17 protein-coding genes and 1 pseudogene are annotated in these 19,591 nt (G+C 59.1%); 9 read left to right on the plus strand and 9 right to left on the minus strand.

What is annotated here, in order from left to right:
* The first annotated feature begins 102 nt into the window (after nt 1–102).
* The 7 genes and pseudogenes from V8689_RS23685 to V8689_RS23715 all read left to right on the plus strand — a co-directional run bounded on the left by V8689_RS23685 (nt 103) and on the right by V8689_RS23715 (nt 8,600).
* A complete protein-coding gene (locus V8689_RS23685; RefSeq protein ID WP_056788802.1) occupies nt 103–717 on the plus strand; it encodes a biliverdin-producing heme oxygenase in 615 nt (204 codons plus the stop codon).
* Complete coding sequence (locus V8689_RS23690; RefSeq protein ID WP_056788799.1) at nt 714–2,942, plus strand: ATP-binding protein; 2,229 nt, start codon at nt 714–716, stop codon at nt 2,940–2,942. Before V8689_RS23685 ends, V8689_RS23690 begins: the two co-directional genes overlap by 4 nt.
* Before the next feature lie 141 nt (nt 2,943–3,083).
* Nucleotides 3,084–3,269, plus strand: coding sequence for a hypothetical protein (locus V8689_RS23695; RefSeq protein ID WP_056788796.1), 186 nt, complete (start codon nt 3,084–3,086; stop codon nt 3,267–3,269).
* A gap of 115 nt (nt 3,270–3,384) precedes the next feature.
* Nucleotides 3,385–5,285 (plus strand): annotated as a pseudogene (locus tag V8689_RS23700) (alkaline phosphatase D family protein).
* A 137-nt stretch (nt 5,286–5,422) separates the two neighbouring features.
* Nucleotides 5,423–6,436, plus strand: coding sequence for a sensor domain-containing diguanylate cyclase (locus tag V8689_RS23705; protein ID WP_056788789.1), 1,014 nt, complete (start codon nt 5,423–5,425; stop codon nt 6,434–6,436).
* 109 nt (nt 6,437–6,545) lie between these two features.
* Nucleotides 6,546–7,799 carry a 2-aminoadipate transaminase gene (locus V8689_RS23710; RefSeq protein WP_056788785.1) on the plus strand — a complete coding sequence of 418 codons (1,254 nt, stop codon included), beginning with the start codon at nt 6,546–6,548 and terminating at the stop codon, nt 7,797–7,799.
* Nucleotides 7,800–7,883: 84 nt separating this feature from the next.
* Nucleotides 7,884–8,600, plus strand: coding sequence for a hypothetical protein (locus tag V8689_RS23715; protein WP_020302011.1), 717 nt, complete (start codon nt 7,884–7,886; stop codon nt 8,598–8,600).
* A 49-nt stretch (nt 8,601–8,649) separates the two neighbouring features.
* Here the strand turns inward: V8689_RS23715 and V8689_RS23720 are convergent, their stop codons facing one another.
* From V8689_RS23720 to ptaA, 3 genes are all read right to left on the minus strand, one after another.
* Nucleotides 8,650–9,951: an MFS transporter gene (locus V8689_RS23720; protein WP_223816909.1), complete on the minus strand. Its 1,302-nt coding sequence runs from the start codon at nt 9,949–9,951 to the stop codon at nt 8,650–8,652.
* Between the two features lie 73 nt (nt 9,952–10,024).
* Entirely contained in the window at nt 10,025–10,732 is a 708-nt protein-coding gene (locus V8689_RS23725) for a helix-turn-helix transcriptional regulator (protein ID WP_223816908.1), read from the minus strand.
* 85 nt (nt 10,733–10,817) lie between these two features.
* A complete protein-coding gene (gene ptaA / locus V8689_RS23730) occupies nt 10,818–11,900 on the minus strand; it encodes a pyoverdine biosynthesis transaminase PtaA (RefSeq protein ID WP_056788779.1) in 1,083 nt (360 codons plus the stop codon).
* A 212-nt stretch (nt 11,901–12,112) separates the two neighbouring features.
* Here ptaA and V8689_RS23735 point away from each other — a divergent pair, with 212 nt between their 5' ends.
* Nucleotides 12,113–12,718 carry a helix-turn-helix transcriptional regulator gene (locus V8689_RS23735; protein ID WP_003194047.1) on the plus strand — a complete coding sequence of 202 codons (606 nt, stop codon included), beginning with the start codon at nt 12,113–12,115 and terminating at the stop codon, nt 12,716–12,718.
* Nucleotides 12,705–13,568 (plus strand): queuosine precursor transporter, encoded by an 864-nt coding sequence (locus V8689_RS23740; protein WP_056788776.1) that lies wholly within the window; start codon nt 12,705–12,707, stop codon nt 13,566–13,568. Before V8689_RS23735 ends, V8689_RS23740 begins: the two co-directional genes overlap by 14 nt.
* Nucleotides 13,569–13,675: 107 nt before the next feature.
* Here V8689_RS23740 and queC read toward each other — a convergent pair whose 3' ends face one another.
* From queC to cyoA, 6 genes are all read right to left on the minus strand, one after another.
* Complete coding sequence (gene queC, locus V8689_RS23745) at nt 13,676–14,374, minus strand: 7-cyano-7-deazaguanine synthase QueC (protein WP_056788773.1); 699 nt, start codon at nt 14,372–14,374, stop codon at nt 13,676–13,678.
* A 153-nt stretch (nt 14,375–14,527) separates the two neighbouring features.
* On the minus strand, nt 14,528–15,415 hold the full coding sequence (gene cyoE, locus V8689_RS23750; RefSeq protein WP_003194050.1) for a heme o synthase: 888 nt from the start codon (nt 15,413–15,415) through the stop codon (nt 14,528–14,530).
* Nucleotides 15,416–15,426: 11 nt separating this feature from the next.
* Nucleotides 15,427–15,762 carry a cytochrome o ubiquinol oxidase subunit IV gene (gene cyoD / locus V8689_RS23755; RefSeq protein ID WP_003194051.1) on the minus strand — a complete coding sequence of 112 codons (336 nt, stop codon included), beginning with the start codon at nt 15,760–15,762 and terminating at the stop codon, nt 15,427–15,429.
* Entirely contained in the window at nt 15,762–16,391 is a 630-nt protein-coding gene (locus V8689_RS23760) for a cytochrome o ubiquinol oxidase subunit III (RefSeq protein ID WP_056788770.1), read from the minus strand. Before V8689_RS23760 ends, cyoD begins: the two co-directional genes overlap by 1 nt.
* A gap of 3 nt (nt 16,392–16,394) precedes the next feature.
* Nucleotides 16,395–18,413: a cytochrome o ubiquinol oxidase subunit I gene (gene cyoB, locus V8689_RS23765; protein WP_003194053.1), complete on the minus strand. Its 2,019-nt coding sequence runs from the start codon at nt 18,411–18,413 to the stop codon at nt 16,395–16,397.
* A 3-nt stretch (nt 18,414–18,416) separates the two neighbouring features.
* The gene (gene cyoA / locus V8689_RS23770; RefSeq protein ID WP_003194054.1) at nt 18,417–19,358 is read right to left on the minus strand and encodes a ubiquinol oxidase subunit II; all 942 of its coding nucleotides are present in this window, start codon (nt 19,356–19,358) and stop codon (nt 18,417–18,419) included.
* Nucleotides 19,359–19,591: the final 233 nt, after the last annotated feature.

The following is a 19,591-nucleotide window of genomic DNA, read 5'->3' on the forward strand; positions in this document are numbered from 1 at the left end:
TTTTCGCTTCTGCGTTCAGCTGACGACTATGAGTTGTGTAGAATCGTCGCCCATTTTCATGCGTCATTCATGGCCGACAGGCCCACAGTTCGAGCTCATTGAATGCATTCTCAGGCCCATGACGTTAGTGCGCCCTCCTTATTGGAAACGTTGCGCACGGGCACGGGCCTGCTGCATGTGGCGTTGGAACAGCGTCTGCCGTTTTTTTCCGAACGCCTGGATGCCCAGTGGTATCGGCGCTTGCTGCAGGCGTACTACGGCTTTTATCAGCCGATGGAAGCGGCGCTGTATGACAGCGGCTTGATTCCCGATGGATATGAGTCTGCGTTGCGTGTGAAAACGCCAACACTGGTGCATGACCTGCACGCACTCGGCCTGACTGACCACGCCGTCCATGCCTTGCCTCGTTGCCCCCAACTCCCCGCATTAGACACACCGGCTGCGTGCCTCGGCGCCCTGTATGTGCTGGAAGGCGCCACCCTGGGCGGCCAAGTGCTGCGCCGGGAAATGGCCTTGCGCCTGGGTGTGAACGCCGACAACGGCGGTGCCTTTCTCAATGTATACGGCGCCGAGACCGGACGGCGCTGGAAAGATTTCCTCGATTATCTGGGCCGCCAGCCACTGGACACACATGCCGCCGCGCGCGCGGTGATGGCGGCCCGTTCGACATTCAGCGGCTTTGAGCAATGGCTCGACAGCCAGGAGGTATTGCTATGAAACCCGAAGATTTTGAAGAGCTGCTTGCCAACTGCGCCGACGAACCCATTCGTTTTCCGGGGGCCATCCAGCCCCACGGCGTGCTGCTGACCTTGTCGGAACCTGGCCTGAACATCATTCAGGTAAGTGCCAACGTTGGTACGTTGTTCGGCCACGCCCCCGAGGCGCTGTTGAATCAACCGTTGCACAGGTTGATTGGCGAGGAGTACGCCCAGGCCGTGCAAACCATGGCCGAGGACAGCGCATTCCTGGACTCGCCGCCCCTGCTCATCACCTTCAAGGGTGAGCAGTTCGAAGGCCTGTTGCATCGCCATCAGGGCGTGTTGGTGCTGGAATTCGAACCACGGCTCAAGGATTTCAAACCCCGTGCGCACAATGGCCGCACCAGCGACCTGGGCAAGATGCTGCACCGCCTGCAATCGGCAAAGACCTTGCAGGCGCTCTACACCATCAGCGTCAACGAAATCCAGGCCATGACCGGTTATGACCGGGTGCTCATCTATCGCTTCGAAGAAGAAGGCCATGGCCAGGTGATCGCCGAAGCTTCGGCGCCGTCCATGGAGTTGTTCAACGGGCTGTTCTTCCCCGCGTCCGACATCCCCGAGCAGGCTCGCGAGTTGTACCGCACCAACTGGCTACGGATCATCCCGAATGCGTCCTACGAACCGGTACCGCTGCTGCCCAAATTACGCCCGGACACCGGGCAGCCCCTGGACCTGAGCTTCGCCACCCTGCGCAGCGTGTCGCCGATTCACTGCCAGTACATGCAGAACATGGGCGTGTTGTCGTCCATGAGTATTTCGCTGATGAAGGGCGACAAACTCTGGGGGCTGATCAGCTGCGGCAACCGCGAGCCACTGCTGGTACCTAACGATTTGCGCATGGCCTGCCAGACCATCGGCCAGGTGCTGTCATTGCAGATCAGTGCCATGGAGACCCTGGAGCTGACCCGCCAGCGCGAAGAAAAAGTCGAAGCGCTGGCGCTGCTGGACCTGGCGATGAAAGCCTCTGCCAATAACGTATTCGACGGCCTGGCCCAGCAAGGCCGAATGCTGATGGACCTGACCCTCTCCGGTGGCGTGGCGATCATCGAAGATAAGCAATTGCACCGCTACGGCAACTGCCCGGAACCGGCGCAGATACGCGCGCTGCACAAGTGGTTGCAAGGCCACGGCGCACCGGTATTTTCCAGCCATAACCTGGCCTCGGTTTATCCGCCTGCCGCCGAGTATCAGGGCGTGGCCAGCGGCGTGCTTGCCATGAGCTTGCCCAAGCCTGTGGATAACGGCGTGCTGTGGTTTCGCCCGGAAGTCAAAGAGAACATCCACTGGAGTGGCGACCCGAACAAGCCGCTGAACCTGGAAACCTGCGACGCGGGCATGCGCCTTCGCCCACGCACCTCGTTTGAAATCTGGAAAGTGGAAATGGCCGGCATCTCCACCAAATGGAGCCATGGCGACCTGTTTGCCGCCAATGATTTGCGCCGCTCGGCCCTGGAGAACGACCTGTCCCGGCAGGTGCTGCGCGAGCAACAAGCGGTGCGTGCGCGGGACGAGCTGGTCGCGGTGGTTTCCCACGACCTGCGCAACCCCATGACCGTCATCTCCATGCTCTGCGGCATGATGCAAAAAGCCTTCAGTTCCGATGGCCCCCACACCTCACGACGCATCTCTTCCGCCATCGACACCATGCAACAGGCTGCCGGGCGCATGAACGTGTTGCTGGAAGACTTGCTCGACACCTCGAAGATCGAGGCCGGCCGCTATGTGGTCAAGCCGGTGGCGCTGGACGTCAGCCAGATCTTTGAAGAGGCGTATTCGCTGCTGGCCCCCCTGGCCTCGGAAAAGGGCATCGACCTGTCGTTCAATGTCGAGCCTGGCCTGCAGATCAAGGCCGACCCAGAGCGCTTGTTCCAGGTGCTGTCGAACCTGATCGGCAACGCAATCAAGTTCACCCCGCGTCAGGGCAACATCGGCATCAGCGCCATGAGCAACGGCGAGGAGATTGTATTTTCTGTGCGCGACTCCGGTGAAGGCATTGCACCGCACGATTTGCCCCATGTGTTCGATCGCTATTGGACCCAGACTGAAAACAACCCCACCGGCAGCGGGTTGGGGCTGTATATCACCCAGGGGATTGTCCAGGCCCATGGTGGGCGCATCGAGGCCGAAAGCGAGTTGGGCCGCGGCAGTGAATTCAGGTTTACGGTGCCTAAGCCTGCTTGAAACGCGCTCAAATCCTACAAGCCAAACATTTGGTTACCTATGGTCGGGAACGAAAAAACCGGCCAGCTCCACTCAATCAGTGCGCAGTCAAAGGGAGTATTGATGCGATAACAATCCTCCAATTGAGTAAGGGGTTTACCGATGATCGTTGGCAATTCGTTTGGCAGCTTCAGCTATAACATCGAGCAAGGCATGAAAGATAACCAGCCTCCAGCCAATCCCGCACCCACCTCTTCGCCGGTTGACAGCAACCAACAGGGGCAACACACCCAACCAAAACCCAAAAATTCGGGTCTGGACTCCATTGGCGGAGGCAAGCTGACTTAAACTGTTAAGGGCCACCGGCGACAAGTGCAGCGCACAGCGCTGCACTCCGTTAACAAAACACTGACATCCTCTACGTTATCCTCCCCAGTCCCATTTGGTGTGAGCCGCATTCTTCATGCTTCAATCCGACACTTTGCCTACGGTCATTGCCGGCCCGCTATTACGGGGCCTGGAACCGCAGCGCCTGGTTATCTGGTTGGTGGGCAGTCGTGCCCTGCCCCTGTGCTTGAGGCTGCAATTACCCGAGGGCGAGGCGCAGGATATCCCGCTCGATGCAACGCACTGCCAAGTCGTGCCCGTCGGGCGCCATGCCTTTATCCACCTGATCGACGTAACCCTGAGCCACGCCCTGCCGCAGGACAAAATCATCGGCTACGACCTGTTGATCGACGGCCTCGGCATTGCACAATGGGCACCGCACTTGCTGTATGGCGACGCCACTACGCCCAGCTTCGTGCTGCACAGCCGCATCCATCACTTGGTGCATGGTTCCTGCCGCAAACCCCACCACCGCGCCGACGAAGGCTTGTTGTGTGTCGACCGCCTGTTGGCGGACGCCCGCACACCGCTCGACCGCCCAGCCTTATTGATGATGAATGGCGACCAGATCTACGCCGACGACGTCGCAGGGCCCATGCTGCGCGCCATTCATGGGCTGATTGCGCGCCTGGACCTGTTCGATGAGTACCTGGAGGGCGCGGTGGTGAGCGACAGCGCCAGCCTTTATGGGCATCGCGCCAGCTACTACCGCCGGGCCGACCTGCTGCCCGCACTGGACAGTAACGAGACCTTGCGCGAACGCTTTTTCGGCGGCGTGAAGAAACCAATCTTCACCAGCAGCACCGCCGACAATCACCTGGTGACCTTTGCCGAAGTGATCGCGATGTACCTGCTGGCCTGGTCGCCAGCACCCTGGGCGCTGATCACGCCAGAACCCCCGCCGCTGAGCGCGCAAGAACAGCAACGCTACGCGCGCGAACAGGTCACATCGACCAGTTCCGCGACGGTCTGCCTGGCGTGGCGCGGGTGTTCGCGCACCTGTCGACGCTGATGATGTTTGATGATCACGACATCACCGACGACTGGAACCTCAGCGCGCAGTGGGAAGAAACCGCCTACGGCCATCCCTTTTCCAAACGCATCATCGGCAATGCCTTGCTGGCGTATCTGCTATGCCAAGGCTGGGGCAACCAGCCCCAGGTATTTGGCGAACTGCTGGGGCAAACCCAGGCACTGACCGGCCAGGTACAGGCCAATCATCTCGACGCGGCGGCGCAAGACGCGTTGCTGGAGGCCCTGCTGAAATTCCAGCAGTGGCACTACGTATTGCCCACCAGCCCGGCACTGGTGGTACTCGACACCCGCACCCGACGCTGGCGCAGCGAGTTCACCCTCAAGCAACCCTCTGGCCTGCTGGACTGGGAAGCCTTGAGCGAACTGCAACAAGCGCTGCTGGACCACCCGTCAGCCATCATTGTCTCGCCCGCGCCGGTCTTTGGCGTCAAGCTGATCGAGACGGTGCAAAAGGTCTTCAGCTGGTGCGGTTTTCCCCTGCTGGTGGACGCCGAGAACTGGATGGCTCACCGCGGCGCCGCTCAAGTGATTTTGAATATCTTCCGCCACTCACGCACGCCGGGTAACTACGTGATCCTCTCCGGCGATGTGCATTACTCGTTTGTCTATCAAGTGCTGATCCGCCATCGCAACGGCGGCCCCAAGATCTGGCAAATCACCAGCAGCGGCATCAAGAACGAGTTCCCGCCGCGCCTGCTGGAATGGTTCGACCGCCTCAACCGCTGGCTCTACTCCCCGCGTTCGCCGCTCAACTGGTTTACCCGCCGGCGCACCATGCAGGTGGTGCCCTATATTCCCGAGCACGCCGAAGCGGGTGAACGGCTGTGGAACTCGGCAGGCATTGGCCAGGTGTTTTTCAATGAGCAGGGCCAACCGCAGGCCATTTACCAGCACAACGCGGATGGAAGGCCTCGAACAAAGATGATGGCGCCAGAAAAATAGCTTTTCGCCACTCGTCAAAAGCAGCACACCTGCCCTATTCAAAGCGCGCAAGCGCCGATGTACAGTAGCGCCAGCCACGGAGTATCGGCGTCAACCATGACTGGCCTTGGGCGCCAGCCCCCGCAGGAAGCGCGCAGATGGACGATACATCCGGCAAAGAACCGCTACGCAGTGAGGTGTCCGACCTTAACGTCGACCTGTTGCACGCCATCATGGAACTGGTCAGTGATGGCATCTGGGACTGGAACGCCAACACCGGCTTCGTCTACCGCAACCCCGGCTGGTACGAAATGCTTGGCTACTCCCACCATTCCCTGGAAAACAGCGTGTTCACCTGGGAGAACGTGATCCATCCCGAGGATTACCCCTGCGTGATGGCGGTGTTCGATGACTACATCAGCCAACGCGCCGCTCATTACCGGGCCGAATACCGTTGTCGCAAAGAAGACGGTACGTACCTGTGGATCGAGGACCGTGGCTACGTCATTGCCCGCAACCCCGACGGTTCCGTGGCGCGCATGGTGGGCGCACACCGCGATATTCATACGCGCAAATGCTCCATCGAACAGTTGCAAAAGCGCAACCAGTCCCTGGAGGCGCTGGTCGCGGAGCGCACCCTTGAGTTGTCACGCGTCAACCAGCAACTGCAATTGCAACTGGACGAAAACCGCTCCCTGGCCGAGCGTGACGCCCTGACGCGCATCGCCAATCGGTACCGCCTGGAAAAAGTACTGCTGGAAGAATGCGACCGTGCCGAGCGCTTCCGCCTGCCACTGGCGCTGGTGGCCATGGATGTCGATGACTTCAAGCCGATCAATGACCAATACGGCCACGGCGTCGGCGATCAAGCACTGATACGGGTGGTGGAAACCTTGGAAACCTGCGTACGCGCAAGCGACTTGCTGGCGCGCTGGGGTGGCGATGAGTTTATGGTGGTGCTGCCCAAAAGCAGCCTGGACACGGCCAAAGAACTGGCCGAAAGGATTCGCCATAAAATCAAGGAGGCAGCCCCCGTGGGCGCCTTGAACGTTACCCTGAGCCTGGGCGTGGTGGAGCGGCGCATGGGTGAATCCCCGGCAGCGCTGATGGCGCGGGCCGATCAAGCCTTGTACCGGTCCAAGGCGGCGGGCAAAGATGGGGTGTCGGAATAGCCGCAGCTCCTTCCAAGGTGGAATGACCCGGCAACTTTATTTCGTTTGCGGCAAGGCCGGGCGCGCGGCTTAGATAGCGCTGCGCCCACCACTGCCGAGTCCCAGAGTCATGAGCCACGCTAGCATCAGCCAGTCGATTTCCATCGTTCACCCCATCAGCCTGAGCCACGGTAAAAACGCCGAAGTCTGGGACACGGCGGGCAAGCGGTATATCGACTTTGTCGGCGGTATCGGCGTACTCAACCTGGGCCATTGCCACCCGGCCGTGGTGGCGGCCATATGCGAGCAAGCCACCCGGCTTACTCATTACGCGTTCAACGCCGCACCGCATACGCCCTACATCGAGTTGATGCAACGCCTCAGCGCTTTTATCCCGGTGGAATACCCGGTCAGCGGCATGCTCACCAACAGCGGCGCCGAGGCGGCCGAAAACGCCCTGAAGATCGCCCGTGGTGCCACCGGGCGCACGGCGGTGATCGCCTTTGACGGCGCCTTCCACGGGCGCACCCTGGCAACCCTCAACCTCAATGGCAAGGTCGCGCCCTACAAACAGAAGGTCGGTGTACTGCCCGGCCCTGTGTATCACCTGCCCTACCCCAGTACTGATAACGGCGTGACCTGCGCCGAAGCGCTGAAGGCCATGGGCCGTCTGTTCAGCGTGGAAGTCGACGTAAACGATGTAGCCTGCTTCATCATCGAGCCGGTACAGGGCGAAGGCGGTTTTCTCGCCCTAGACACTGAGTTCGCCCAGGCCCTGCGGCGCTTCTGCGACGAACACAACATTGTGCTGATCATCGATGAAATCCAATCAGGTTTTGGTCGCACCGGCCAGCGTTTCGCCTTCTCGCGCCTGGGCATCGAGCCAGACCTGTTGCTGCTCGGCAAAAGCATCGCCGGCGGCATGCCATTGGGGGCGGTGGTCGGGCGCAAGGCGCTGATGGATAACCTGCCTAAAGGTGGGCTGGGAGGTACGTACTCGGGTAACCCCATCGCCTGTGCGGCGGCGCTGGCGACCCTTGAGTTGATGAGCGACAAAAACCTGCACGCATGGGGCGTTGCGCAGGAGGCCGCGATTGTGGGCCGCTATGAAGCCTGGCGCGCACAGCAACTGTCGCCCTACCTGGGCCGCCTCACCGGTGTCGGCGTCATGCGGGGCATTGAGCTGGCCCATGCCGACGGCACACCCGCCACCCAGCAACTGTCGCGACTGCTGGAGCTGGCGCGAGAAGCTGGCTTGCTGCTGATGCCCAGCGGCAAGTCGCGGCACATCGTGCGCTTGTTGGCCCCGCTGACCATTGAGCCTGAGGTGTTGGAGGAAGGCCTGGATATTCTCCAGGCGTGTCTCACACAGTTGGACGAATAGTGTGCAGCCTTGACCTGATCCCCCCACCCGCTGAAAATGCCCGACGTTTTTTTGTCTCTCCGCTTACTACGCAGTGAAATTTTAATGTCTGATTCCTACACCGAAAAATCCGCCGAAGAATCCGTAGTCGCCCTGCACGCCAAAGCCGAATACGAAAACGCCATCAATCTTTCACAGCATGTGCCAGCCGCCAAGATCATCAGCGAGATGGTGCTGGACGCGTTTCACACTTCCAAGGAAAGCGACCAGATCCGCGAATTGCGCGTTGCCATCCGCCAGGCCCACGATGCCTTCGACGATGACAAAGCCTATGAGCTGATGGGCCAGCTCAAGCAATTGAAAGACGCCGAAGCCGCAGACAACGCTGCCCTGGAACACCTGAGCAGCCAGTTCTCGATCAGCCGCATCCTGTCCAGCTTCAAGGACGACCCCGAATTCCAGGAACTGGTCTACGGCCTGGCCCTCAAGGTGCTTAACCAGTCGCACCAGGCCATCAGCAACCCGAGCGCTGGCAAGGGCAAGGCAGCACGTGCCAAGAAAGACACCGAAGTGTTTGTGATCAGCAAGGATGGCATCAGCGTCACTCTGCCGCTGCGCACCCCGCGCTCCAAGCTCAATGTGGACCGCGAGGCGTTGGAATTCCTGGGCTTCACCTTTGTGGGCGAAGGCAGCGAGGCGGAGCTTGCGAGCGAAACCTTCATCGACAACAGCGGCGCCGAGCAGCCGGTCACGCGCAAGAGCATCGTGACCGCGCTGCAACAGCAAAGCGCCTTTGACGGCTACGCCATCGCCGCCCAGTAAGTAGCTGACGCAACCCGGCGCGCGTGCAAGGCGCAGCGCCGGTTGCCGTCTACGCCGATTTGTTCCACAACATCGCCGAGCTTTTCATCATCCCCACGGCGATTGCGAACAGCACCAACACGCAGCCTGTCAGCAGCCACGGTGACGGCAAGGTTGGCCGGGCCAGCAACATGAACGCGAACGAGGGCGCGATCATCACGCCGATGTTGACGCCCGCCGAGTAATAGCCCAGGTTGCGGCCCACGCTATCGCGGCTGGAAATGCTGCTGACATAGTGGGTGATCGCGGGGAACACAATCATCTCGCCCAGGCTCCACAACACCGTAGCAAGCATTAACAGCGCGCCGACCTGACCAAAGCCCATCAAGAAGAAACCGCTGCCTGCCAGCAAGAAGCCGATGATCAGCGAGCGGCTGCTCGACAAGTGCGCCATGCGCAGGTTGATCGGCACTTCAAACACAATCACCAGCAAAGCATTGATAAAGAAAATGATGCCCACGTAATAGGCCGGCAATTGGGTGTAGTTGATGATGTACGCCGACAGAAAAGTCGGCGGCAGTGCGTATGCCACGTGCACCGGCAGCGCCGCCAACAGGATCACCAGCAGTCGCGAACGCTCATGAGCCGCCACCTCGGGCAAGCCCTCGCCCTTGCCGGCGACGGGCGCGTCTTGGGTGGCCGGCCGGGGCCGTCCGAACCGCAGGCAGGCGGCGAAGGCCAGCAAGGACAACACGGCATTGATGTAGAACACCGCGTCGGCATTGCGCAGAAAGATCAAGCTACCCAGCAACGGCCCGATGGCCATGCCGATGTTGATCGCCAGCCGGTTGCAGGAAAACGCCACTTTGCGCGACTCAAGGCTGCTGTGAGCCACCGTCTCGGAGAACGCGGCCGGTGTGAAGGCTTCGTAACAAGCGCCCCAGAGAAACGACAACAGGAACAGCGCGAGCAGGTTTTCCACCGAGGGAATGACCAGCAGCAACGCCGCGTTGAACACCAACGAACCGAGGATGACCCGGTTGGCCGAAAATCGCTTGATCACGGCGCCGATGATCAGGTCGGTACACAGGGCGCCCGCGCCATAAACCCCGACCAACAGGCCAGCTGTGCCCGCCGATATCGCGTGTTGATGAATCAGGTACGCCGCGTAGAAAGGAAACGCCAGAGTGCCCATGCGGAACACCAGCGTGATCATGAACAGTGCTTGCAACCGCGCATTAAGGCCGCGCAAGGCGTGAAAAGTGCCCATCAGCGCAACACGCTGGCACAGGTGTGGAGCAAAGCTACAGAGCGGCTCATCCGGATGTCCTTTGGCAATGGCGGCGCCGGTGTGTCCGGCGCCGAACTCCATAGCTGGGCAACCTAATGCAGCACTGTGCGGCGAACAAGCTACCCATTTGGACAGGTAGGTGCTGATTGCGACCTCAGGCCGGGTGGCGGATATAGCCCAATTGCAGGGCCTTGCCGATTGCTGACTTGCCGTTGGTGACCTGCAATTTGCCGAAGATATTCTTCATATGAAACTTGACCGTATGGGAGGTCATCGAGGTCAGGAGCCCCACTTCGTTGTAGGTCTTGCCCAGGCTGACCCAGGACAATACTTCGGTTTCCCGTGGGGTCAGCACCGTCTGCTGAGCGACCGGCGCGGCGTGATCTTCCAGGGCCTCGTCGTACATCGAGACCAACAGCATCTGCAGTTCACTTTGATGGGCCAGCACGGTCTCGCGAAATTGCTGGTCTTCGCCGAAACTGCACAGATTGAGCACCGAATAGAAGCCGCGATTGCCATGCACGATAAAACTGGCGCCCTCGCCAACGGGTTTGTAGGGGCCCGGCACCGGCACCGCCTCATCGGCCACGGCCAGCAGGTGTTCATCACTCCAGAAAAACGGTTTGATCCGGGTGCGGGTCAATGAAACCAGCTCGCCACGCCGGTAGAAATCGTCGGCCGTGTCGGAAGGCTCCATGGCCTCAGGGTAATTGGACACAATCTGCGCTTGGTCCATCGGCGGCCCACACTGGTAGACCTCGAAGTGCCCCAGGCCACGGCGGCTCAGCTCGGCATCGAGCAAGCGGCGCATCTCCTCGGGCAGCATGGGCGATTTCTTATCGGGTTGGGCATTAGGTCCCACGGGTATCTTCCTTGAGCATTCGACCCGGTCGAGCATGAAGCATGCCTGGCTTACCTGTCCAGGCAGCGGATGACAAACACTGGGGCTAGACCTGCGCCGCGAACGCCTCGCGAAAGCGCTGCATCTCCTGCGGGTTGCCCACCGTTACCCGCACCCAATGCGGCCAGTCCTTCCACACCCGCCCAACCAGCACATTCTGTGCCGCTAACTGCTCAATCACCTGCTCTGCCGGGCGCTTCACGTCGATCATGAAGCAATTGCTGTGGGAAGCGGTGCAGGTAAAGCCCCGGCCCTTGAGCCAGGCGATCGTCTCATCGCGCAACCTGGCATTGCGCGCTTTGCGTTGGCCCACCAGCTGCGCATCTTCCAGGCTGGCACGGGCGGCCAGCAAGCTGGCGCCGGCCGGAACGTTGTCGCCGCCGAACACAGCCAGCCGCTCCAGCAGCGCCGGATGGCCGATTGCCAGGCCCAGGCGCGCACCGGCCATGCCGTAGATCTTGGAGAACGTGCGCAGCACCAGCAGGTCGTCGTGGTCGTTGACCCAGCTCACGCAACTGGGGGCGTCGCAGAAGTCGATATAAGCCTCGTCCACTACCAGCACGCTGCCCTCGGGTTTGTGCGCCAGGGCTTGGCGGATGGCCTCGGTCGAAGTGAGCGTACCGGTCGGGTTGTTGGGGTTGCACAGGTACAGCATGCCGGCCTGTGGGTCCGCCGCGAGCATGGCGGGCACATCATGGGCATGCTGGGCGTTCAGGCTCACTTCTTGCACCGGCGCCTTGATCGACTCGGCCGCCTGGCGCGGTACTTCGTAGGACGGCGTGGCCATCACCAGGCCGCGGGTCTGGCTGGTGAACGCCAGCACCGCGTAACGCAGGGCGGCCATCGAGCCGGCAAACACTCCGACGTTGTCTTCGGCTATGCCCTGTTTTTGGGCGAACAGCGCGGCCAATGCATACATGTCCGGGTAAGGGTAACGCCCGGAGGCTGCAATCGCGCGCTGCATCGCCTGGCGAGCCGCGTCTGAAGGGCCGTAGGGGCTCTCGTTGTAATTGAGCAGCACCTTGTCAGACTTCGTCGGCGCCGGGCTGGCAACGGCCCAATTGAGCTGCCCCATCACAGGCAGGGCCGCGCCCAGGGCGAGAAGGGATCGACGACTGACACGCACCATGGTGACTACTCCTTGTAGAGGCGCGAGGGATTCGCGCGGGCCGTTCAGAAGAGTATGACGAGAAAGCCGTTGCCTGATTTACCATCAAGGCGTATCCCTGCACTCAGTACTTTATTGTTATAGCGGGCGCATGCAACACTTTCACTGCCGCCAAACCCGCAACATTGGGTTCTGCCGGCATGGACTGATGACTAAATGGAAGTGGTGAGCACTTGATACACAGACGGGAAAAAACCGAGCACTTGAAGAGCAACATCAAGTACTTGATCAAGAGTCGTGGCGAAACCCAGCTTTCGTTAAGCAGTGCCGCCGGCCTGACCAGAACGACTATCTACAACATCCTGGAAGGCAAGGTCGTTAACGTACAGCAGTCGACGATTCGCAAGATCTCGGACTTCTTCGGCGTCTCCTACGAAGAAATCGAGACCATCAGTTTTGAGGCCAAGGAAGTCATCGAGAGCAACGTTTCCCCACTGGGTAACAAGAACCCGGCGGCAGTGCCTGTGCTCAAGGAAAGCCTGCTCATGCAGAACCTGGGCAAGCGCATCGGTGAACTGGCCACGCTTCATCCGCTGACCTATTACTTTGGCAGCGCCTGCAACCTGATCGGCGTGCGCCTGGAGCACGGGATTCCCGGCCTCAACGAACCGGGGGACTTGCTGATCGTGCAGAAAGGCTCATCCAGCGACGATAAAGAAAAGCTGGTGTACGACCGCGCCACCAAGAAGCTGTTCATCACCCTCGAGCCCTGCGGGAACTCAGAGCGGTTGTGTGTCATCGGCGACATCCTTGAGGAGCGCTTCAATGACAACGTCTGAGGGCGCCATTGAAAACAGCAAATACAAGTTGCTGGGCTTTGAAAATGACAAGCGCCTGGCGGTGATCATGGTGATCGCCACCGGCAAGGTCCTCAAGATCAAGCTGAGTGAAGTGCTCAGCAGTGAAATGATGGACAACTTCAACAAGATGGAAATCAAGAACCTGTACAAGAAGTTCTATTCCCAAGGCGGAGCGCTGACCGCTTACGAGATAAACGACCGCAATGAAAACTCCTGGATGATCTACATCATCCTGAACTTGCTGCTGTTCACCTTCTATATCTTCACCAGCATTGCCGCGACCAAGCCGATTTACCTGGATTCGTTGGGCATCATCGTCACACCGGGCACGTTCCTGTACCCGCTGACCTTTTTGATCGTGGACTTGCTCAACGAGAATTTCGGCTTGCGCCTGGCCAGGCGAGCCATTCTGTTTGCATTTGCCAGCAACGCGATGATCATCATCCTGCTGTATGGCTCGACGTTCCTGCCGGGGCTACCGGGCTGGAAGCTGGATGGGCCTTATACCGACGTGATCCTGCAAGTGTCGTCGGTGCTGGTGGCCTCTTCAGTGTCGTTCCTGGTGTCGGAGAACATAAACTCCTACCTGCTGTGCAAGATCAAGGAGCTGACCAACTCCAGGTACCTGTACCTGCGGATATTCCTCAGTACGTTCTTCGCGGTGATTATCGACAGCTTCCTGTTCTGCTTTATCGCCTTCTACGGCGCCATGCAGACCAGCGATATCCTCAGCATGATTTACGTGCAAATCGCGATCAAAGTCGGCTTTGCGTTCTTCAACATCCTGCCCGCCTATGGCGCACGCTCATTGTTCAAACGCTATCAATAATCCTGTAGGAGCGAGCTTGCTCGCGAAGAACGTCAACGATCACGCAGCGCATCTGGTGGAACGCGGCGCTCTCAGGTTCTTCGCGAGCAAGCTCGCTCCTACAAGGGTTATTTGAGTTGCAACTTGTGCTTGAGGCTCTGCATGACAGCTGTCTTGTTCTGCAGGTAGTCATTCAAGCCCCGAGCCCGCAGGTTGCACGCATCACACTCGCCACAGCCGGTACCGATGATGCCGTTGTAGCAGGTCAGCGTCTGCTCGCGCACCAGCTCCAGTTGCCCGTGATAATCGGCCAGGGCCCAGGTCTCGGCCTTGTTCAGCCACATCAACGGGGTGTCCAGGCGCACGTCGTATTCCATGCCCAGCTTGAGGGCCTGGTTCAGCGCTTTGACAAACTCATCCCGGCAATCGGGGTAGCCTGAGAAGTCGGTTTCGCACACGCCGGTGATGACGGTTTCGGCCTTGACTTGATAGGCGTAGATCGCAGCCAGGGTCAGGAACAGGATGTTGCGCCCCGGCACAAAGGTACTCGGCAGGCTTTCACCCGAGCTGTTCACGGTCGGCACCGGGATGTTGTCGCGGGTCAGGCTGCTGATCGCTAGCTCATTGAGCAGGGACACATCCATCACTTTGTGCACGGTGGCGCCCAACTGCTTGGCCAACTTCTGGGCCACTTCGATTTCTGCCACATGGCGCTGGCCGTAATCAAAGGTAATGCAGTGCACTTCGTCATACAGCGGCAGGGCCTGGATCAGGCAGGTGGTCGAATCCTGCCCGCCACTGAAGACCATCACGGCTTTTTTACTCATTGCATTGCTTCCTGCATTTGTAGAATTGGGAGGTAGGAGCGAGCTCGCTCGCGAAAAACGTCAACGATAACGCAGCGTATCCGGTTTGGCGCAGCGCTCAATAAAAAACCCCGCGCGACTTTCGAAGGCGGGGCTTTTTTACTGCAAGACCACTCAGTGAGCGTAGGTCAGCAACAGCTCTTTCGGCACTTGGAAATCCAGGGACATCATCACGCTGAGCGCGGTGATGGTGAAGATCGAGAACACGAACAGCTTGCGCGCCCAGACGGTGTCATCCACCGCCTTGTAGCCGGTCCAGGCCATGTACAACCAGTACATGCCCATGGCGGCGGCAACAGCGAGGTAGCTCATGCCGGCGTAGCCACTGAAGGTCAACATCAAGGTCGCCACAAGGAAGGCCAGGATGTAGAGCAGGATGTGTTTCTTGGCCACCTGGATGCCACGCTTGACCGGCAATACCGGAATCGACGCGGCCAGGTAGTCATTGAAGCGGAAAATCGCGATGGCGTAGGAATGCGGCATCTGCCACAGGCTGAACATCACCAGCAGCGTCAGCGCGGCCATGTCGAAGCTATTGGTCACAGCTACATAACCAATCACCGGCGGCATCGCCCCCGACAGACTGCCCACCAGCGTGCCGTGAACCGACTTGCGCTTGAGGTACAGGCTGTAGAGGCCGACGTAGATGACAAAACCGATCACGGCAAACAGCGCCGCCAACGGGTTGGCCACCTTGTACAACAGGGCCACACCGGCAACACCCAGGACGGTCGCGTAGATCAGTGCCAGCTTCAGGGAGATAAGGCCCTGGACCAGCACGCGATTCTTGGTGCGCTCCATCTTGATGTCGATGTCACGGTCGATGCAGTTGTTGAATACGCAACCGGAAGCAACCACCAGGGACGTACCGATCATTGCCGCCAGGAAGATGGCCAGATCGACATGTCCCTTGGAGGCCAGGAAGAAACCGCCCGCCACAGAAAGCACGTTACCGAAAATGATCCCCGGTTTGGTGATTTGGATAAAGTGCTTAAGCGACATCGGGTCTTACCTCACTTCGCCATCATGTAGGTGTGGATGCTGAACATGATCCACAGCGACAGACCAACCAGCAGAACGATCACCAGGCCTGCGAACACAAACGCGATCACGTTCTCGCGCTGCTCTTTGGAGCGGTCCAGGTGCAGGAAGTACACCAGGTGAACCAGAACCTGAATCACCGCGAACGCCAGGACGATCATCAAGGTGATCGACTTCGGCAAGGTTGGGTACATCACCAGGCCGAACGGGATCAGGGTCAGGATGACCGACAGGATGAAGCCGATGGCGTAAGACTTTACGCTGCCATGGCTCGAATCGTGGCTGTCATGGGAGTGTGCATTAGCCATTACAGAGTCCCCATCAAGTAAACGACGGTGAATACGCAGATCCAGACCACGTCCAGGAAGTGCCAGAACAGGCTCAGGCAGCTCAGGCGGGTCTTGTTGGTGTTGGTCAGGCCGTGCTTATTGACCTGATACATCATCACCGCCATCCACAGCAGGCCAGCGGATACGTGCAGACCGTGGGTGCCGACCAGCGTGAAGAACGCCGACAGGAAACCGGAACGGTGCGGGCCGTAGCCTTCGGAGATCAGCAGGTGGAACTCGTTGATCTCCATGCCGATGAAGCCCAGGCCGAACAGGAAGGTCAGGCCCAGCCAGCTCAGTACGCCCTTCTTGTTGCCCTTGTAGAAGGCCAACATGGCGAAGCCGTAGGTGATCGAACTGAACAACAGCAAGGCGGTTTCGCCGAGCACGTAAGGCAGTTCGAAGATGTCGTGGCCCGACGGGCCACCCGCTACGTTGTTTACCAGTACCGCGTACACCGCGAAGATCGACGCAAACAAGATGCAGTCGGTCATCAGGTAAAGCCAGAAACCGTAGACGGTTATCGGCCCCGAGTCGTGGTGGTGGTGGTCATCGTGCCCATGGTCATCGACATGGGCGTGTCCAGCATTGGTCACTAAGTTCGACATGGTTTAAGCCTGTTCCAACGAGGTTTCTACACGGTTGGCCGGGATCTTCTTCTCGGCTACCAGGCGAGCGTGCTGCTCGGCTTCGATGCGTTCGATCGTTTCGACCGGCACCATGTAGCCTTGATCATCACGGGCAGCGTGAATGATGAAGTAACCGATAGTGCCCACCAGGCTCGCGATTGCCAGCCACCAGATGTGCCAGATCATCGCGAAACCGAACACGGTCAACAGCGCACCCATCACCACGCCAGTGGCGGTGTTGTTTGGCATGTGGATCGGTTCGTAATGCTTGGGCTTCTGGTACGCAGTACCGTCTTCCTTGGCTTCGGTGAACGCATCAATGGTGTTCGCAGTAGGGATCACGGCGAAGTTGTAGAACGGTGGTGGCGACGAGGTCGACCATTCCAGGGTGTGGCCGTTCCATGGGTCGCCGGATTCGCACATGTTCTGCTTGCGATCACGCACGCTGACGTACAGCTGGATCAGCTGGCAGGCGATACCCACAGCGATCATCACCGCACCGAACATGGCAACGTACAGGTACGGTACCCACTCAGGGTTGGTGGTGGCGTTCAGACGACGGGTCATGCCCATGAAGCCCAGTGCATAGAGCGGCATGAACGCGACGAAGAAGCCCGAGATCCAGAACCAGAACGCAGCCTTGCCCCAGCCTTCGTGCAGCTTGAAGCCGAACGCTTTCGGGAAGTAGAAGCTGAAACCAGCGATGTAGCCGAATACCGCACCACCGATGATCACGTTGTGGAAGTGAGCGATCACGAACAGGCTGTTGTGCAGCACGAAGTCAGCACCCGGGATGGCCAGCAGTACGCCGGTCATGCCGCCGATGGCGAAGGTCACCATGAAGCCGAGGGTCCAGAGGACCTGGCTGGTCATGCGCAGACGACCGTGGTAGATGGTGAACAGCCAGTTGAATAGCTTCACCCCCGTCGGGATGGAAATCAGCATCGTCGCCAGGCCGAAGAAGGCGTTGACGCTGGCCCCCGAACCCATGGTGAAGAAGTGGTGCAGCCACACCATGAAGCCCAGTACAGAGATCGCGCCCGATGCGTAGACCATCGAGTGGTGACCGAACAGGCGCTTGCCGGTAAAGGTCGAGATCACTTCAGAGAAGATACCGAACGCTGGCAGGATCAGGATGTACACCTCAGGGTGACCCCATGCCCAGAACAGGTTCACGTACATCATTGGATTGCCACCAAGTTCATTGGTGAAAATGTGGAAATCCAGGTAACGGTCAAGCGACAGCAGCGCCATGGTAGCGGCCAGGATCGGGAACGAAGCCACGATCAGGACGTTTGCCCAGGTGCAGGTCCAGGTGAAGATCGGCATGTCCATCAGTTTCATGCCAGGGGCGCGCATTTTCAGGACGGTGGCCAGGAAGTTGACCCCCGTCAATGTCGTCCCGAGCCCTGATAACTGTAGCGCCCAGATGTAGTAGTCCACACCCACGCCCGGACTGTATTGCAGCCCCGACAATGGCGGATACGCAACCCAACCGGTCTTGGCGAATTCGCCGACGCCCAGGGAAACGTTGATCAGCACCACGCCGGATACCAGCAGCCAGAAGCTCAGGGAGTTCAGGAACGGGTAGGCAACGTCACGCGCACCGATCTGCAGCGGCAAGGCAAGGTTCATCAAGCCGGTGAAGAAAGGCATCGCCATGAAGATGATCATGATCACACCGTGGGCGGTGAAGATCTGGTCATAGTGTTCAGGTGGCAGGTAGCCAGGCGAACCCTCGGTGGCCATGGCCAACTGGGTACGCATCATGATGGCGTCGGCAAAACCACGCAGCAGCATGACCATGGCAACGATGACGTACATGACGCCGATTTTCTTGTGGTCGACCGAGGTCAACCACTCGGTCCACAGGTAGGACCACTTCTTGAAATAGGTGATACCCGCAACCAGCGCCAAACCACCCAGCGCGATCATGGCGATAGTCACCATTACGATCGGCTCGTGGAATGGGACCGCGTCCCAACTTAATTTACCAAACATCGTTTACTCCTCTGCCCCAGCAGTTGAATGCGCGCCCGTATCAGAACCTTCAACCACGGCCACTTCTTTCTTCTCGTGCTTGACCGGCTTGCCTGGCTTCATACCTTCGTACTTGTCGACGATTTTCTGAAACAGGTCCGGCTCATACGCGGAGTACAAGGCGACAGGGTTGTTCTGGCTCGGTTTGGTCAGAGCGTCGTATTCAGCTTGATCAAGCTGTTTAGGTGCGGCCTTGACTGCAGCTACCCAGGCGTCGAAATCTTCCTGGCTTGTCGAGATCGCTTTGAATTTCATGCCGGTGAAGCCAGCGCCGCTGTAGTTGGCGGAGATGCCTTCCATTTCAGCTTTCTGGTTGGCGATCAGGTGCAGGCGGGTCTGCATGCCTGCCATCGCGTAGATCTGGCCACCCAGTGCAGGGATGAAGAACGAGTTCATCACGGCGTCGGAGGTGATCCGGAAGTTAAGCGGGGTGTGCTCCGGGAAGCGGATCTCGTTGACAGTGGCGATACCCAGGTCCGGGTAGATGAACAGCCACTTCCAATCCAGCGCGACCACTTGGATGTTCACAGGCTTGACGTCGGATTCCAGCGGACGGTACGGGTCCAGCGCGTGGGTCGACTTATAGGTGATGTAACCCAGGGCGATGATGATGAGGATCGGAACCAGCCACACCGCGATCTCGATCTTGGTGGAGTGCGACCACTTCGGCGCGTAGGTAGCGCTGGTGTTGGACGCGCGGTATTTCCAGGCGAAGGCGAAGGTCATCACGATCACAGGCACCACAACCAGCAGCATCAGCAGGGTAGCGGTGATGATCAGGTTTCGTTCATCCAGACCGACCTGTCCTTTTGGGTCGAGCAAGGTCCACTTGCAGCCTCCCAGCATTAACATCATGCCAAGCAGCGGCAAAAAGCCTAGTAATCGGGGGTACCTGTTTTTACTCATCTCACGACCTCTAAAGCAGCTTGCGCAATGCAGTTGGGTTTTGATCGCCAACACTTCACCCTGCCAAGGGTTGGCATTTCTCTTCGATTGAATAAGAGCCTGCCCGACACGTCATGACTGTACGTTTCACGGACCTGCAGTGAGTTCTTATTCGATTTCGTGGCTAAAGGCCTTGTTACAGACCAATTCCATTTGGTGCGGATAGTTGAAAGGCTGCCGGAACCTGGGGTCGC

Origin of the sequence: Pseudomonas sp. AK181, assembly GCF_051122975.1 — a bacterium.
GTDB lineage: Bacteria > Pseudomonadota > Gammaproteobacteria > Pseudomonadales > Pseudomonadaceae > Aquipseudomonas > Aquipseudomonas lactis.

Coding starts and splice junctions, on each gene's coding strand:
- V8689_RS23685 (WP_056788802.1), top strand. CDS start 103: ATGCATTCTCAGGCCCATGACGTTAGTGCGCCCTCCTTATTGGAAACG.
- V8689_RS23690 (WP_056788799.1), top strand. CDS start 714: ATGAAACCCGAAGATTTTGAAGAGCTGCTTGCCAACTGCGCCGACGAA.
- V8689_RS23695 (WP_056788796.1), top strand. CDS start 3,084: ATGATCGTTGGCAATTCGTTTGGCAGCTTCAGCTATAACATCGAGCAA.
- V8689_RS23705 (WP_056788789.1), top strand. CDS start 5,423: ATGGACGATACATCCGGCAAAGAACCGCTACGCAGTGAGGTGTCCGAC.
- V8689_RS23710 (WP_056788785.1), top strand. CDS start 6,546: ATGAGCCACGCTAGCATCAGCCAGTCGATTTCCATCGTTCACCCCATC.
- V8689_RS23715 (WP_020302011.1), top strand. CDS start 7,884: ATGTCTGATTCCTACACCGAAAAATCCGCCGAAGAATCCGTAGTCGCC.
- V8689_RS23720 (WP_223816909.1), bottom strand. CDS start 9,951: ATGGAGTTCGGCGCCGGACACACCGGCGCCGCCATTGCCAAAGGACAT.
- ptaA (WP_056788779.1), bottom strand. CDS start 11,900: ATGGTGCGTGTCAGTCGTCGATCCCTTCTCGCCCTGGGCGCGGCCCTG.
- V8689_RS23740 (WP_056788776.1), top strand. CDS start 12,705: ATGACAACGTCTGAGGGCGCCATTGAAAACAGCAAATACAAGTTGCTG.
- queC (WP_056788773.1), bottom strand. CDS start 14,374: ATGAGTAAAAAAGCCGTGATGGTCTTCAGTGGCGGGCAGGATTCGACC.
- cyoE (WP_003194050.1), bottom strand. CDS start 15,415: ATGTCGCTTAAGCACTTTATCCAAATCACCAAACCGGGGATCATTTTC.
- cyoD (WP_003194051.1), bottom strand. CDS start 15,762: ATGGCTAATGCACACTCCCATGACAGCCACGATTCGAGCCATGGCAGC.
- V8689_RS23760 (WP_056788770.1), bottom strand. CDS start 16,391: ATGTCGAACTTAGTGACCAATGCTGGACACGCCCATGTCGATGACCAT.
- cyoB (WP_003194053.1), bottom strand. CDS start 18,413: ATGTTTGGTAAATTAAGTTGGGACGCGGTCCCATTCCACGAGCCGATC.
- cyoA (WP_003194054.1), bottom strand. CDS start 19,358: ATGAGTAAAAACAGGTACCCCCGATTACTAGGCTTTTTGCCGCTGCTT.